Consider the following 15,674-nt stretch of genomic DNA (forward strand, 5'->3'; position numbering starts at 1 on the left):
CTCACCAGCTCCTGAGCGCGCCGTCCTCGCGCATCATCTCGACCAGCATGCCTTCGCGCAGGCCCCGGTCGGCGACGCGCAGGCGCGGCAGCGGGAAGGCATGGCGGATAGCATCGAGGATGGCGCAGCCGGCCAGCACGAGATCGGCGCGCTCGACGCTGATGCAGCTGTTGTTCGCACGCTCCTCGTAACTCATGCCGAGCAGCTTGTTGATGGTGGCAGTGATGTCGGCATCGTTCATCCAGATGCTATCGATGCGGCGGCGGTCGTATCGCGCAAGATTGAGATGGATGCCGGCGAGCGTCGTCACCGTCCCTGAGGTGCCGAGCAGATGCATGTCGGCAAGCTCCTGGCCGTGCTCCTCGGCGAACGGCGCGACGTGGTGTGCGACCTCCCGCTCCATCGCGGCATAGATCTCCGGCGTCACGTCGCGGCCGCCGAACTGCTCGGCGAGCGTGACGACGCCCAGTGGGATCGACATCCAGGCTTTGATGCGCGGCTCCGGATTTTGCGGATCGCGCTCGATCCGCACCAGCTCGGTCGAGCCGCCACCGATGTCGAACAGGATCGCGCCCCTGCCCTTGGGGTCGACCAGCGGCGAGCAGCCGAGCACGGCGAGGGCCGCCTCGGTCTCGCGGTCGATCACCTCGAGCTCGATGCCGGTCTCGGCCGCGACGCGGCTGCGGAAGCCTTCGGCGTTGGAGGCGGCGCGGCACGCTTCGGTCGCGATCAGTCGTAGCCGGCGCGCTTTCCGCAGATTGATCTTGTCGCGGCAGATGCTGAGCGCGGCAATGGCGCGCTCGATCGCGGCCTCGCTGATGCTCCCCGTCGCCGAGACGCCCTCGCCGAGCCGGATGATGCGCGAGAAGGAATCGACCACGCGAAAGCCGTCGTGGGTCGGACAGGCGATCAGCAGCCTGCAATTGTTGGTGCCGAGGTCCAGCGCCGCATAGACGCCGGTTCCGGCGGCTTGCGCGGCGACGACAGGTTCGGTGGCCAATGCCACCGCCGCCATCGACCCCTCCAGCTCACCGTGCGGCACATGGCCGTCGCGGAGCCGCGTGTGGTCATTCATACAAACTGTCTTTCCGCGGCCCAAGGGGGCCGGTCTGGAATTGATTTTTCGCCTGAAACATTAGCAGCGCGGCAGGACTGCGCAACAACGCATCACATGGGACCATGCCCATTCGTGCGTTGTCGTGAACGGGGTCGTGGGTTATCTGAAAGGAATCCGGTCCCCCGCTGCCGCGAAAATGCGCAAATGCCGGCTTTTCAGGTCATTTCCATGCAAGAACACACCAAATCCTCCACGCTCGAAAACGCTATTGCACTGCAAAAATACGGCGTCGGACAGCCGGTCCGGCGCAAGGAGGACGACACGCTGGTGCGCGGCAAGGGCCGCTACACCGACGATTTCAACCTGCCCGGCCAGGTCTATGCCGTGATCGTCCGCTCCACCCACGCCCATGGCATCCTCCGCGGCATCGGCATCGATGCCGCCAGGGCGATGCCGGGCGTGCTGGGCGTGTGGACCGGCAAGGACCTCGATGCCGCCGGTTACGGCCCCTTCACCTGTGGCCTGCCGCTGAAGAGCCGCGACGGCTCGCCCCTTCTCCAGACCAACCGCCAGCCGCTGGCGACCGACAAGGTCCGCTTCGTCGGCGATCCCGTCGCCTTCGTGGTGGCGGAGACGCTGGCCCAGGCACGCGATGCAGCCGAAGCCGTAGAACTCGACATCGAGCCGCTGCCGGCGGTGACGGATCCTGCGGAAGCCGCCAAGCCCGGCGCGCCGCAGCTCTATGACCACATCCCGAACAATGTCGCGCTCGACTACCATTATGGGGACACGGAGAAGGTGAATGCGGCCTTCGCCAGCGCCGCCCATGTCACCAGGATCGACATCGAGAACACCCGCGTCGCGGTGGTCTCGATGGAGCCGCGCGTGGGGCTCGCCTCCTATGACAAGACCAGCGAGCGCTACACGCTCCAGGTGCCGACACAGGGCGTCGCGGGCAACCGCGCCAATCTCGCCAAGAACCTGAACGTGCCGAAGGAGAAGGTGCGCATCCTCACCGCCAATGTCGGCGGCTCCTTCGGCATGAAGAACATCAACTACCCCGAATACATGTGCATCCTGTACGCCGCCAGGGCGCTGGGACGGCCGGTGAAGTGGCTCGACGAGCGCTCGACCAGCTTCCTCTCCGACAGCCATGGCCGCGCGCAGAAGATCCATGCCGAGCTCGCGCTCGACGCCGAGGGGCATTTCCTCGCGGCGAAGCTCGAAGGCTACGGCAATCTCGGCGCTTACATCACCGGCGTGGCGCCAAGCCCGCTCTCGCTCAACACCGGCAAGAACTTCTCCAGTGTCTACCGCACTCCGCTGATGACGGTCGACATCAAGACGGTGCTGACCAACACCACGCTGATGGGCGCCTATCGCGGCGCCGGCCGCCCCGAGGCGAACTATTACATGGAGCGGCTGATCGACCGCGCCGCCGACGAGATGGGCATCAACCGCCTGACCTTGCGCAAGCGCAACTTCATCAAGCCGAACCAGATGCCGTTTGCGGCCTCCTCCGGCGTCACCTATGACAGCGGCGACTTCCAGGCCGTGTTCAACAAGGCGCTCGAGATCTCCGACCACGAGAATTTCGCCAAGCGCAAGAAGGAAAGCAAGAAGGCGGGCAAGCTGCGCGGCATCGCAGTCGGTTCCTATCTCGAGGTCACTGCGCCGCCGAGCCCCGAGCTCGGCAAGATCGTGTTCGATCCTGACGGTACCGTGCAGCTCATCACCGGCACGCTGGATTACGGCCAGGGCCATGCCACGCCGTTCGCGCAGGTGCTGTGCGCGCAGCTCGGCGTCCCCTTCGAAAGCATCAAACTGGTGCAGGGCGACAGTGACATCGTCCATGCCGGCAACGGCACCGGCGGCTCGCGCTCGATCACCGCGAGCGGCATGGCAATCGTGGAGGCATCGAAGCTCGTGATCGAGAAGGGCAAGCGCGCCGCCGCGCATATGCTGGAGGCCTCCGAGGCCGACATCGAATTCGAACGCGGCAGCTTCACCATCGCCGGCACGGACCGCAGCATCGACATCATGGAGCTCGCCAGGAAGCTGCATGACGGCAAGGTGCCGGACGGCGTGCCTGATAGCCTCGACGTCGATCACACCAGCGAGCCGGTGCCGTCGGCCTTCCCGAACGGCTGCCACGTTGCTGAAGTGGAGATCGACCCGGAGACCGGCGTGGTGGAGATCGTGCGCTACAGCGCGGTCAACGATTTCGGCACGGTGGTCAACCCGATGCTGGTCGCGGGCCAGCTCCACGGCGGCGTCGTCCAGGGCATCGGCCAGGCGCTGATGGAGCACGTCCGCTACGACGACAGCGGCCAGCCGATCACGGGCTCGCTGATGGACTACGCGCTGCCGCGCGCTGGAGACGTGCCGTCCATGACGGTCGGCGATCACCCGGTGCCGGCCACGACCAATCCGCTCGGCAGCAAGGGCTGCGGCGAAGCCGGCTGCGCGGGCAGCCTGTCCACGGTGGTGAACGCGGTGCTCGACGCACTCTCGGACTACGGCATCAAGCATATCGACATGCCGCTGACGCCGGAGCGGGTGTGGCGAGCGATTCAGGAGGCGAAGAGGAAAGCGGCGTAAGGGGTAGCGCTCGCTACCTCCCGGCCTTCCAGTGTCATCACCCGCGAAGGCGGGTGATCCAGTACTCCGAGGCAGTAGTGATCGACCGATGGGCCGCGGCGTACTGGATGCCCCGCCTTCGCGGGGCATGACACCGATTTTGAAGCGGCAGACTTGGCCTTCCCATCCTACGCCGCCGCCTGCTCGCGAGGCTGGTAGATCGCGATGTGCTGACAATGCGCGATCGGGGTCGCGCCATTGGCGACGACCAGCGCGTCGAGCTCGACGAAGCGGTGGCCCTTCTTTTCGTAGTTCGCGATCACCTTCGCCCGCGCGGTGATCTCGTCGCCGGCGCGCGCGGCTGACAAGAGCTGCATGCGGCTGCCGACATGAATCCACGGGCCCAGAATGGTGTTGTCGACGAGGACGCGGTTCATCACGCGCTGGATCAGGCCGGGATGGCCGAGCCCCCCGCGCACGAAGATGGGATCGGTTTCCCTGATGTCGGCGAGATAGTCGGTCGCATCCTGACCGGCCCAGCTGCGCGGCGTCGTGCCGAGCCATTTGCCCATTTCGAACGTCGCGGGGCTGACCGGCTTGCGTTCGGCAACCGCCGCGACCTCGACATAGTCGCTCAGCGAAACCGCTGGCGCTCCCGCCGGCAGCGAGGCCGTCCCGGTGGCGCAAAGCTCGGTGCGGCTGAACACCTCGATCGTCAGCAGGCCGTTATGCTCGGTGGCGTCGACATCGGCCATCTCGCCGTCATAAACCGGCTTGACGAACCGGGCCTCGACCAGCCCGCGCTCCAGGAAATCGCGGCCCCAACGCGCCACCGGCACATGCATCATGTACGCGAAGACGTCGACGCCAGGCACCAGCCCGCCGGAAAAGCCGAAGCGGCGCGCCACCATGTCGTCGTGCATCTTGTTTTCGGATTGTTTGGCGGTGTTGTAGGCCTCGACACGCCAGGTTTCGAGCCGGTTCGGCATGGGGGTGACCTTCCCAAATTCTCGTTGTTTCGGGCCGATCGTAGGCCCTGAGGAACCAGGGTCAATCCCCTCGCCTTTGGTGTCCGAATGGAGTACCACGCCGCGAATGACTGACACCCCCATCCGCATCTATGTCGACGCCGACGCCTGTCCGGTGAAGGACGAGATCTATCGCGTGGCGCTCCGGCACGGCGTGCCCGTGAGCGTGGTCGCCGGCAATTTTATCCGCGTGCCACAGGATCCACTGATCGAGCGCATCGCCGCTGGTCCCGGCATGGACGCAGCCGACGACTGGATCGCGGAACGCGTCCGGCCGGGCGACGTCGTCGTGACCTCGGATATTCCGCTGGCGAGCCGCTGCGTCAAGGCGGGCGCTGAGGTGATCGCGCCGAACGGAAAGCCGTTCACGGAGGAGTCGATCGGGATGACGCTGGCGGTGCGCAACCTGATGACGGATCTGCGCTCGGCCGGCGAAGTCACCGGCGGCCCGCGATCGTTCGCGCCGCGCGACCGCTCGACCTTCCTCTCGGCGCTCGACCAGACGCTGCGCCGGATCCAGCGACGACGGGCTGACCAGGCCGCCACGAGCCAGGGCTAGTCATGGCGCCGCCGCTGATCCAACTGAAAGACATCAGGCTGACCTTCGGCGGCACGCCGCTGCTGTCAGGCGTCGAGCTCAATGTCGCACCATCAGAGCGCGTCTGCCTGATCGGCCGCAACGGCTCCGGCAAATCCACACTGCTCAGAATCGCGGCCGGTCTCGTCGAGCCCGACGGCGGCACGCGCTTCGTGCAGCCCGGCGCCACGGTCCGCTATCTGCCGCAGGAGCCGGATTTCGGCGACCACAAGACCACGCTTGCTTATGTCCAGTCCGGGCTCGCGCCCGGTGACGACCAGCACCAGGCCCGCTTCCTGCTGGAACAGCTCGGCCTCGGCGGCGAGGAGAACCCGCACAACCTTTCCGGCGGCGAGGCCCGTCGCGCGGCGCTGGCTTATGTGCTGGCGCCCTCGCCCGACATCTTGCTGCTGGACGAGCCGACCAACCATCTCGACCTCGCCACCATCGAATGGCTGGAACAGGAGCTCGACTCCAGGCGCAGCGCGCTGGTGATCATCAGCCATGATCGCCGCTTCCTCACCAATCTGTCGCGCGCGACCGCCTGGCTCGACCGCGGCAGGATCAAGCAGATCGACCGCGGCTTTGCTTCGTTCGAGAGCTGGCGCGACGAGGTGCTGGCCGAGGAAGAGCGCGACCAGCACAAGCTCGACCGCAAGATCGTCGACGAGGAGCACTGGCTCCGTCACGGCGTCTCCGGCCGGCGCAAGCGCAACGTCAAGCGGCTCGGCAATCTGCATGCGCTGCGCGATCAGCGGCGCAACTATCGCGGCACCGCCGGCAGCGCCACGCTCGCCGCCGCGGAAGCCGAGCAGTCCGGCAAGCTGGTGATCGAGGCCAAGGGCATCACCAAAGCCTATGGCGAGCGCAAGATCGTCGAGAACTTTTCAACCCGCATCCAGCGCGGCGACCGGCTCGGCGTCATCGGCCCGAACGGCGCCGGCAAGACCACTCTGGTCAATCTGTTGACCGGCGGCACGCAGCCCGACTCCGGCACGGTGCGGCTTGGCGCCAATCTGGAGATTGCGACGCTCGATCAGCATCGCGAAAGCCTCGATCCCAAATCCACGCTTGCCGAGGCGCTGACTGGCGGCCGCGGCGACCAGATCATGGTCGGCGGCAAGCCGAAGCATGTGGTCGGCTACATGAAGGACTTTCTGTTCGCTCAGGAGCAGCGCGGCACGCCGGTTGAAGTGCTCTCGGGCGGCGAGCGCGGCCGGCTGATGCTGGCGCGCGCACTGGCCAAGCCCTCGAACCTGCTGGTGCTGGACGAGCCAACCAACGACCTCGACCTGGAAACGCTCGACGTGCTCGAAGACATGCTCGGCGACTACGAAGGCACCGTCATCCTGATCAGCCACGACCGCGACTTCCTCGACCGCGTCGTCACCTCCGTGATCGCGCCCGAAGGCAATGGCAAGTGGACCGAATATGCCGGCGGCTACAGCGACATGCTGACACAGCGCGGGGCGGATTTGAAGCGCGAGACGGCAAAGGCGCAGCCGGCCGAGAAGAAGGAGCAACGGTCCGCCGCTCCCGCTGCCGCGTCAAAACGGCGCCTGAGCTTCAACGAGAAGCATGCGCTGGAAACGCTGCCGAAGAAGATGGAGACGTTGCAGGCCGATATCGCAAGACTGCAACGCGTGCTCGACGATCCCAATCTCTACGCCAAGGATCGCAAGAAATTCGATGACACCTCCGCCGCCATCGCCAAGGCGCATGACGAATTGTCGGCGGCCGAAGAGCGCTGGCTCGAACTGGAAATGCTTCGCGAAGAGATTGAACAGGCCTGACCCATGACAACAACCCTTGCCGCAAAAATCGCCCGTGAATACGGCACGCCCTGCGCCGTCATCGACATGGACAGGGTCGAGCGCAATATCGCTCGCATCCAGAAAGCCTGCGATGACGCCGGTGTCGCCAATCGCCCGCACATCAAGACGCACAAGAACCCGACGATTGCCAAGATGCAGGTCGCGGCCGGCGCAAAAGGCATCACCTGCCAGAAGATCGGCGAAGCCGAGATCATGGCCAATGCCGGCATCGACGACATCCTGATCAGCTACAATCTGCTGGGCGAGGAAAAGATGGCGCGGCTCGGCGCGCTGCAGGCGAAGGCCAACATGACGGTCGCCGCCGACAATTCGACGGTAGTGGCGGGTTTGCCCAAGGCTGCCGCGGCCTCCGGCCGTCCGCTCTCGGTCGTGGTCGAATGCGACACGGGCCGCAAGCGCGCCGGTGTCGAGACGCCGGCCGAGGCGATCGCGCTCGCACGCGAGATCGCCGGGTCCAAGGGACTCGTATTCGCCGGCTTCATGCTCTATCCGACCGAAACCGGCTGGGCGGACGCGCAGAAATTCTACGACGAGGCGCTGGCCGGCGTGCGTGCGCATGGGCTGGATGCAAAAATCGTCTCCACCGGCGGCACGCCGAACCTGAAGAACCTCGGCAAACTCAAGGGCGGCACCGAGCACCGCTTCGGCACCTATATCTATAACGACCGCATGCAGGTCGCGGCCGGCTCCGCCACCTGGGACGACTGCGCGCTGCACATCTATTCGACGGTGGTGAGCCGCGCAGCGCCCGAGCGTGGCATTCTCGATGCCGGCTCGAAGACGCTGACGACCGACACCGGCGGCCTCGACGGACACGGCCTGATCCTCGAGCACCCCGAAGCCAGAATCGCGAAGTTCGCCGAGGAGCACGGCTTCCTCGACCTCTCGCGCAGCAACACGCGGCCGAACGTCGGCGACGTCGTCCGCATCGTGCCGAACCACGTCTGCGTCGTGGTCAACATGATGGACGAGGTGGTGATGGTGCGCGGCGAAGAGATCATCGGCACGCTGCCCGTGGCGGCGCGCGGGAAGCTCCGCTAAGCGCGGATCAGCGCCTGGAGTTCGCGGTCGAGCCCGTCGCGAAATAGCTTGATCGGCCGCTCCAGCCGGCCGGCCGGCGCGCGATGGACCATCCAAGCGCGCACGGCCGGTTTGAAGTCGCGGGCGATGACCGGCTTGAGTTTGTCGCGAAACGCGCTGCGTTTCAGGGCGATCGGCGTGACCAGTCCGACGCCGAGGCCTCGCGAGACCAGCGACAGGCGAAGCTCGCTGTCCAACGCCTCGACGGCGATGCTGAAGGGCAGATGCTCGGCATCGAACTTTCGCTTCAGCGTATCGCGAAACCCGCAACCGTCCTGGTTGATCACCCACGATAGCTGCGACAGCCGTTCCAGGCCGACGACGCGCGGAATCTTCATGTCCCGCGCGACGACAAACACGACCGGCTGCGCGCCGAGATCGTCGGCGACGAGATCGGCAGGCGGCGCGGCGCCATCGGGCAGACAGATCGCGGCGGCGTCGAGCTCATTGCGGCAGACGCGATCGAGTTGGTTCGGCGACCAGCCGGAGACGACGCGCACGGCAAGCGCCGGAAATTCGGCGCGCACTGCATCAAGCGGTCCGCTCAGCCCTGCCTCCGAGAGGAACGGCGTGAGGCCGAGCCTGAACTCGCCGCGAACCACGCCGTCGCTGGCCACACCGGACTTGAGATCGTCCAGCATCCTGAGCAAGCGCCGGCCCTGCTCGTAAGCCTCATGGCCCGCAGCCGTCGGTTTCAGCGGCTTCGACAGCCGGTCCAGAAGCTGTGCGCCCAGCATCTCCTCCAGATTCTGGATGCGCCGCGTCACTCCGGGCTGGGTGAGGTTAAGACGCGCTGAGGCCGCAACGATGGAGCCGGTCTCGACCACCGCGACAAACGCGACGAGATCATGGGTATTCATGAGAAGCTCGCATATTCTTTATAGGCTTAATTGAATTGTAGCATATTAGACCTCCCGCTTAAAGAGGACCACGTATCCCAATCTACGAGGTCCCATGACCATCTCCGAAACCACCAAGCTTGCGTCCCCGAAACAGGTCGCCGAGCGAGCCCTGATCTGGCTTGGCGCGATCACCACCGGCGTCGTCGTCACCAATCTATTCGCACCGCAAATTCTGGTGGGCCTGATCGGCCGATCGCTGGCCATGACGGCCTTTCAAGGCGGCCTCGTCAGCACGCTCACCCTGCTCGGCTATGCGCTCGGCCTGTTGTTGCTGGTGCCGCTGGTCGATCTGATCGAGAACCGGCGCTTGATCCTGCGTACGCTCGCCTGCGCCATCCTCGCGGCGGTGGCAACGGCCTTGGCGCCGACACCCTCGTTGCTATTGCTCGCCACCTTCGTTCTCGGCGCGTCCTGCGCGGCTATCCAGATGACGGTTCCTCTTGTGGCCTCGATGGTCGCACCGGAGCGTCGCGGCCAGGCCATCGGCGAGGTGATGAGCGGATTGATGATCGGCATCCTGTTGTCGCGGCCTGCAGCGAGCCTGATTGCCGATCTCTGGAACTGGCGCGCCTATTATCTCGCCTCAGCCATTCTGATGACTCTCCTCGCCGGCGCGCTCGCACGCTTTCTGCCGACGCTGCAACCGGCGGCTCGCGTCGGCTACAGCGACTTGCTCCGCTCGTTCCCAGGGCTGCTGAGGGAAGAGCCTGTGCTGCGCGTGCGGGCTTGGACAGCCTCCCTGGTCATGGCCTCCTTCACAGCCTTCTGGTCCGCGGTTGCATTGCGCCTGCCGGACGCGCCGTTCGCCCTGGATGCCAAGGGCATCGCAGCCTTCGCGCTCATCGGCGTCGCCGGTGCCGCGGCGACACCTCTGGCCGGCCGCTGGGGCGACAAGGGCTGGGCACGGCCGATGTTTTTCGCGGCTCATCTGAGCATCATCGGCTCACTCGCGCTTTGCACCTGGGCGGGCGTGATGGAGTCGCGCATCGCCGCCCTGCTGGTGTTGAGCCTCGGCACCATCCTGCTTGATGTCGGCATCACGGCCGACCAGACGCTTGGGCGCCGCGCCGTCAATTTGCTGCGACCTGAGGCGCGCGGCCGTATCAATGCCCTGTTCGTCGCACTGTTCTTCATCGGCGGCGGCGTCGGCGCGGCAACAGCGTCACTGGCATGGAGCTATGGCGGCTGGACCGCCGTCTGTGCCGTCGCAGCGAGTTTTGGTGTGCTCGGTCTGCTCACCGACCTGCTCACCAGGACCGGCACGTCATGATCGGCGCGAGGCCAGCCATCGCAGCGCGCCCCTGCCCGCCGCCGCCCCCGTCGCAAACGACGCCTGCAGCAGATAACCGCCAGTCGGCGCTTCCCAATCCAGCATCTCGCCGGCGGCGAATGTGCCGGGCAGCTTGTGCAGCATGAAGTGCTCGTCGAGCTCGTCGAACGCGATCCCGCCCGCGGTCGAGATCGCGCGATCGATCGCGGCGACGCCGGTGAGCTGGACCGGAATGGCGTTGATCAGGTGGGCGAGATCGGCCGGCGAGAACGAGGCCAGTTGCCGGCCCGATGCAATGGCCGCCTCCTGCATCAGCCCGATGCCGACCGGAGACAATTGCGCTGCCTTACGCAAGAAATTCGCGAGCGATTGCTTGCCGCGCGTGCCTGACAGGCGCGTGGTCAGTGCGGCGCTATCGAGATCTGGCCTCAAGGCGATGATCAACGTTGCCTTCCCGAGACCCAGCACCGCCTCGCGCAGCTCCGCCGACAGCGCGTAGATCGCGCCGCCCTCTATGCCGCTTCGCGTGATCATCGCCTCGCCGCGCACGGTATGCCCACCGATGGTCAGCCCCACGCCCTTGAGCGGCTGGCCCTCGAAACGGTCGCGGAACACACCGGACCATGCAACCGTGAAGCCGGAATTGGCCGGCCGCAGCTTCGAGATGGCGACCCCTTTTGCGGCGAGCATATCAACCCAGCCACCGTCAGACCCGAGCCGCGGCCAGCTCGCGCCGCCGAGTGCCAGCACGGTTGCCTTGGCCACGACGGCAGAGGCGCCGTCAGGCGTCTGAAAGATCAGCCGCCCCTCACCGTCCCAGCCGATCCAGCGATGGCGAAACGCGAAGCGCACGCCGGCGCTATCTAGCCGCCGCAGCCAGGCGCGCAGCAAGGGCGAGGCCTTGAACGCCTTCGGAAACACCCGCCCGCTGGTGCCGACGAAGGTCGGCTCGCCCAGCGCTGCGCACCAGGCGCGCAGTGCCTCCGGCGGAAACGCTTCGATCGCCCCCTGCAATTTCGGCGCAGCTTCGCGATAGCGCGCGAGGAAATCCGGCAGCGGTTCGCTGTGGGTGAGATTGAGCCCGCCGCGGCCGGCCATCAGGAATTTTCGGCCCGCAGACGGCATGCCGTCATAGACGGTGACCCGGGCGCCGCCTTGCGTCAGCACCTCCGCCGCCATCAGCCCGCCGGGACCGGCCCCGATGACGGCGACGTCAGTCAGAGCTTGATCCCCGCCCGCGCCGCAGCCTGCGCCACGTATTTCTGCGTCTGCTCGAACGCGCCCTGCAAGGCCCTGGCGTTCGACATGTCGGTGATCTCTTGGAAATGCGCGGCGACTGCGTCCGGCGTCCATTCGGACTCCGGCAGGTTGATGCCCTCGCTCTCCAAAATCTTGATCACGGCGAAGGAGCCGGCGCCGGCGCCCATGATGGTGCGGGTCGGCGCGTCCTCGCTCAGCATGTACTCGACCGCAGGCGTGATCGCGTTCGGCTTCATCAGCTGCAGCGCCTGCGGCGGCAGCAGCTCTTCGGTCATGCGGGTCGCGGCCGTCGGCGAGATGATGTTGACGCGGATGTCGTTCTTGCGGCCTTCTTCCGCGAGCACATTCATCAGGCCGACCATGCCGGACTTGGCCGCGCCGTAATTGGCCTGGCCGAAATTGCCGTAAAGGCCGGAGGACGAGGTCGTCAGCACGATGCGGCCGTAATTGCAGTCGCGCATGCCGGCCCACACTGCCTTGCAGCAATAGAAGGTGCCGACGAGATGCACGTCGAGCACCTTCTGGAAATCGGCGACCTCCATCTTGCCGAACGACTTGTCGCGCAGGATGCCGGCATTGGCGCACAAGAGGTCGACACTGCCCCACTCTTTGGTGGCGCGCTCGACCATCGCAGTGACCTGTTCGAAATTCGAGACGTCCGCGCCGTCGGCCATCGCGGTGCCGCCGGCCTTGCGGATCTCCTCGACCACGGCCTCCGCTGGCGAGAGCGAGCCGCCGCTGCCGTCGCGCGCGCCGCCGAAATCGTTGACCACGACTTTTGCGCCGCGGCTCGCCAATCCGAGCGCGTGCGCCCTGCCGAGGCCATTGCCAGCGCCAGTGACGATGGCGACGCGTCCGTCGAACCTGATTGCCATGAGTGTGCTTCCCGAATGTTGGTGTCATGGCCGGGCTTGCCCCGGCCATCCATCAAAATTGACAGGCTTTTGACCAGCGATGGGTTGTCGGGTCAAGCCCGGCAACGACGGACGGCATCAGGCGAAATAGATCAACCCGAGCCAGTCCGCGACCAGCGCGGGCTTGTCTTCGCCTTCGATTTCCACGGTGACGTTGGTGCGGGACTGCAACTCGCCGGCCTTGCGCAGCTTGGCTTCCGCCAGCACGAAACGGCCGCGGACGCGCTTGCCCGAGCGCACCGGGGAGATGAAGCGCAGCTTGTCGAAACCGTAATTGACGCCCATCGTGGTGCCCGCGATGACGGGCATCACCTCGTAGGACATGATCGACAGCAGCGACATCGTCAGGAAGCCGTGCGCGATGGTGGTGCCGAACGCCGTCTCCTTCGCCCGCTCAGGATCGACGTGGATGAACTGGTGATCCTCGATGACGTCGGCATAGCTGTCGATGCGCGGTTGGTCGACGAGGTGCCACGACGACACGCCGACCTCCTTGCCGACCATGGCCTGATAGGCCTCGAGTGTGATCGGCGGCTTCTTCCAGACTTCGTTCACTTAGGTCTCGCTCCGTGTCTTCGCCAGCTCCGGAAAATCCTCCTCGCGGAATTCCCGGCCGCGCAGCGGATCATCGCGATCATCGTCGCGTTCGAGCCTGCGTAGCTGCACGCGACGGATTTTGCCAGAGATCGTCTTCGGCAGCTCGGTGACGATTTCGAGCCGCCGGATGCGCTTGAACGGCGCAAGGCGCGCGTGCAGGTGCCTGAAGATGGAGAGCGCGGTCTCCGGCGTCCGCTCCGCGCCCGATGTCAGCAACACGAAGGCCTTGGGGATCGCGAGCCGGATCGGATCCGGGCTTGGCACCACGGCAGCTTCAGCGACGAGCTCGTGCTCCAGCAGCACGCTCTCCAGCTCGAACGGACTGATGCGGTAGTCGGAGGATTTGAACACGTCGTCGGAGCGGCCGACGAAAGTGAGATAGCCGTCCTCGTCAGCGAATACCACGTCGCCGCTGCGATAGAGCTCGCCTTCCGCGCCCGAAAGCTTGCCGTCGTCGCCTTGATAGCCCTGCATCAGGCCGGCGGGACGATCTGCGCCGAGCAGCAGCGCCACCTCGCCTTCCCTTGCCGGATGGCCGTCGGCATCGCTGACCTGCACGCGATAGCCCGGCAGCGGCCGGCCCATCGAGCCGACCTTGATGTTTTGCCCCGGCGAGTTGCCGGCGAGCGCGGTGGTTTCGGTCTGGCCGTAGCCGTCACGGATGGTGAGACCCCAGGCGGCCTGCACCTGCTCGATCACTTCAGGATTGAGCGGCTCGCCGGCGCCGCAGACTTCGCGAAGGGCCACCTTGAACGAGGCCAGGTTCTCCTGAATGAACAGCCGCCACACCGTCGGCGGTGCGCACAGCGTGGTGACGCCGCAGCGGCCAATGGTGGCGAGCAGGCCTTTTGCATCGAAGCGCGGCTGGTTGACCACGAACACGGTCGCGCCCGCGTTCCACGGCGCGAAGAAGCAGCTCCAGGCGTGCTTGGCCCAGCCGGGCGAGGAGATGTTGAGATGGACGTCGCCGGGCTTCAGCCCGATCCAGTACATGGTCGAGAGATGGCCGACGGGATAGCTACGTTGGCTGTGCCGCACCAGCTTCGGCTTTGCCGTGGTGCCCGAGGTGAAATAGAGCAGCATCGGGTCGTCGGCTTTGGTCGGGCCGTCGGGCACAAAACTTTCCGGCGCTTTCGACGCCTCGTCATAGGCGAGCCAGCCATCCGAGGCCGCACCGACCACGATGCGCACGACATTCTCGGCACCGAGGCTTGCGAACTTCGCGACCTGGTCCTCGGCAGCCACCACGGCCTTCGCCTTGCCGCGGTCGAGCCGGTCGCGCAGCTCCTCGGCAGTGAGCAGCGTGGTCGCGGGAATCACGACGACGCCGAGCTTCATCGCCGCCAGCATGGTCTCCCACAGCGGGACCACATTGCCGAGCAGCAGCAGGAGGTGATCGCCGCGCCTCAGGCCCTGCGCGCGCAGGAAGTTGGCGACTTGGTTGGAGCGCTGCGAGAGCGCCGCAAAGGACAGTTTTGTCTGCTTGTCCTGCGCGGCATCGACGATCCAGAGCGCGGGACGGTCCTTGCTGTCCGCATTCGCCGCCAGCTCGGCATCGAACCAGTCGAGCGCCCAGTTGAAGGGAGCCGGATCGGGCCAGCGGAAGCCTTTGACCGCCGTCTCGTAATCCGTGCGGTGCTCTAGCAGAAACGCGCGCGCTTCCTGGAATGTCGTCATCAAGCTTTCCCGGCGAGGCTCCTAACGTGCTTGATAATTCCGGAAAAATCCACCCCGCCCTGCCCGGCTGCGTCGAAAGACTGATAGATTTCCTGCGCATGTTTGCCGAGCGGCGTGGCCGCACCCGCAGCCTTGGCGGCGTCCTGTGCCAGGGTCAGATCCTTCACCATCAGGGCCGAGGCGAAGCCCGGCTTGTAATCGTTGTTGGCCGGCGAGGTCGGCACCGGGCCAGGAACCGGGCAATAACTCGTCAGCGACCAGCACTGGCCCGACGAGGTCGAGGCCACGTCGAACAGCGCCTGATGCGAGAGGCCGAGTTTTTCGCCGAGCGCGAAGGCCTCGCTCACCGCGATCATGGAAATGCCGAGGATCATGTTGTTGCAGATTTTCGCCGCCTGCCCGGCGCCGGCGCCGCCGCAATGCACGATCTTCTTGCCCATGTTCTCCAGCACAGGCTTGGCCGCTGCAAACGCGGCCTCCTCGCCGCCGCACATGAAGGTGAGCGTCGCGCCCTTGGCGCCGCCGGTGCCGCCCGAGACCGGCGCATCGACCGAGAGCACACCGTGCTTGGCGGCCAACGCATGCGCCTGCCGCGCGCTCTCGACGTCGATGGTGGAGGAGTCAATGATCAGCGCGCCCTTAGTCATGACAGGGACGACCTCGTTCCAGACGCCGAGCACATGCTTGCCGGCCGGCAGCATGGTGACGACGACGTCGGCACCCTTCGCCGCGCCCGATGCGCTGTCGGCGATGCCGGCGCCGTCGGCCTTGGCCTGATTGCGGGAGGCCTCGACGAGGTCGAAGGCCACGACCTTATGGCCCGCCTTGACCAGATTGGCGGCCATCGGCCCGCCCATGTTGCCGAGACCGATGAATGCGATCGTGGCCATTGTCGTT

13 protein-coding genes are annotated in these 15,674 nt (G+C 66.0%); 5 read left to right on the top strand and 8 right to left on the bottom strand.

Going from position 1 to position 15,674, the window contains the following annotated elements:
• Position 1: 1 nt before the first annotated feature.
• Entirely contained in the window at positions 2–1,075 is a 1,074-nt protein-coding gene (locus JJB99_RS22315; protein WP_200494463.1) for a Ppx/GppA phosphatase family protein, read from the bottom strand.
• Positions 1,076–1,285: 210 nt separating this feature from the next.
• On the opposite strand from JJB99_RS22315, the gene JJB99_RS22320 reads away from it, so the two are divergent.
• On the top strand, positions 1,286–3,658 hold the full coding sequence (locus tag JJB99_RS22320; RefSeq protein WP_200494464.1) for a xanthine dehydrogenase family protein molybdopterin-binding subunit: 2,373 nt from the start codon (positions 1,286–1,288) through the stop codon (positions 3,656–3,658).
• A 167-nt stretch (positions 3,659–3,825) separates the two neighbouring features.
• On the opposite strand, the gene JJB99_RS22325 is transcribed toward JJB99_RS22320, so the two are convergent.
• Positions 3,826–4,626 (bottom strand): hypothetical protein, encoded by an 801-nt coding sequence (locus JJB99_RS22325; RefSeq protein ID WP_200494465.1) that lies wholly within the window; start codon positions 4,624–4,626, stop codon positions 3,826–3,828.
• 106 nt (positions 4,627–4,732) lie between these two features.
• On the opposite strand from JJB99_RS22325, the gene JJB99_RS22330 reads away from it, so the two are divergent.
• The 3 genes from JJB99_RS22330 to JJB99_RS22340 are packed head-to-tail and all read left to right on the top strand — an operon-like array spanning position 4,733 to position 8,118.
• Entirely contained in the window at positions 4,733–5,224 is a 492-nt protein-coding gene (locus JJB99_RS22330) for a YaiI/YqxD family protein (protein ID WP_200494466.1), read from the top strand.
• A gap of 2 nt (positions 5,225–5,226) precedes the next feature.
• The gene (locus JJB99_RS22335; RefSeq protein WP_200494467.1) at positions 5,227–7,035 is read left to right on the top strand and encodes an ABC-F family ATP-binding cassette domain-containing protein; all 1,809 of its coding nucleotides are present in this window, start codon (positions 5,227–5,229) and stop codon (positions 7,033–7,035) included.
• Positions 7,036–7,038: 3 nt separating this feature from the next.
• On the top strand, positions 7,039–8,118 hold the full coding sequence (locus tag JJB99_RS22340) for a D-TA family PLP-dependent enzyme (protein WP_200494468.1): 1,080 nt from the start codon (positions 7,039–7,041) through the stop codon (positions 8,116–8,118).
• On the opposite strand, the gene JJB99_RS22345 is transcribed toward JJB99_RS22340, so the two are convergent.
• Positions 8,115–9,017 (bottom strand): LysR family transcriptional regulator, encoded by a 903-nt coding sequence (locus JJB99_RS22345; protein ID WP_200494469.1) that lies wholly within the window; start codon positions 9,015–9,017, stop codon positions 8,115–8,117. The genes JJB99_RS22340 and JJB99_RS22345 overlap by 4 nt on opposite strands.
• Before the next feature lie 94 nt (positions 9,018–9,111).
• On the opposite strand from JJB99_RS22345, the gene JJB99_RS22350 reads away from it, so the two are divergent.
• Positions 9,112–10,329, top strand: a complete 1,218-nt coding sequence (locus tag JJB99_RS22350; RefSeq protein ID WP_200494470.1) for an MFS transporter — start codon at positions 9,112–9,114, stop codon at positions 10,327–10,329.
• Here the strand turns inward: JJB99_RS22350 and JJB99_RS22355 are convergent.
• The 5 genes from JJB99_RS22355 to mmsB form a co-directional block, all read right to left on the bottom strand.
• Complete coding sequence (locus tag JJB99_RS22355) at positions 10,324–11,508, bottom strand: TIGR03862 family flavoprotein (protein WP_246774942.1); 1,185 nt, start codon at positions 11,506–11,508, stop codon at positions 10,324–10,326. The genes JJB99_RS22350 and JJB99_RS22355 overlap by 6 nt on opposite strands.
• A 38-nt stretch (positions 11,509–11,546) precedes the next feature.
• A complete protein-coding gene (locus JJB99_RS22360; RefSeq protein WP_200494471.1) occupies positions 11,547–12,464 on the bottom strand; it encodes an SDR family NAD(P)-dependent oxidoreductase in 918 nt (305 codons plus the stop codon).
• Positions 12,465–12,581: 117 nt separating this feature from the next.
• Positions 12,582–13,058 carry a MaoC family dehydratase gene (locus JJB99_RS22365; RefSeq protein ID WP_200494472.1) on the bottom strand — a complete coding sequence of 159 codons (477 nt, stop codon included), beginning with the start codon at positions 13,056–13,058 and terminating at the stop codon, positions 12,582–12,584.
• Positions 13,059–14,777 (bottom strand): AMP-binding protein, encoded by a 1,719-nt coding sequence (locus JJB99_RS22370; protein WP_200494473.1) that lies wholly within the window; start codon positions 14,775–14,777, stop codon positions 13,059–13,061.
• On the bottom strand, positions 14,777–15,667 hold the full coding sequence (gene mmsB / locus JJB99_RS22375) for a 3-hydroxyisobutyrate dehydrogenase (RefSeq protein ID WP_200494474.1): 891 nt from the start codon (positions 15,665–15,667) through the stop codon (positions 14,777–14,779). Before mmsB ends, JJB99_RS22370 begins: the two co-directional genes overlap by 1 nt.
• Positions 15,668–15,674 lie beyond the last annotated feature (7 nt).

Origin of the sequence: Bradyrhizobium diazoefficiens (assembly GCF_016616235.1) — a bacterium.
Taxonomy (GTDB): Bacteria; Pseudomonadota; Alphaproteobacteria; order Rhizobiales; family Xanthobacteraceae; genus Bradyrhizobium; species Bradyrhizobium diazoefficiens_H.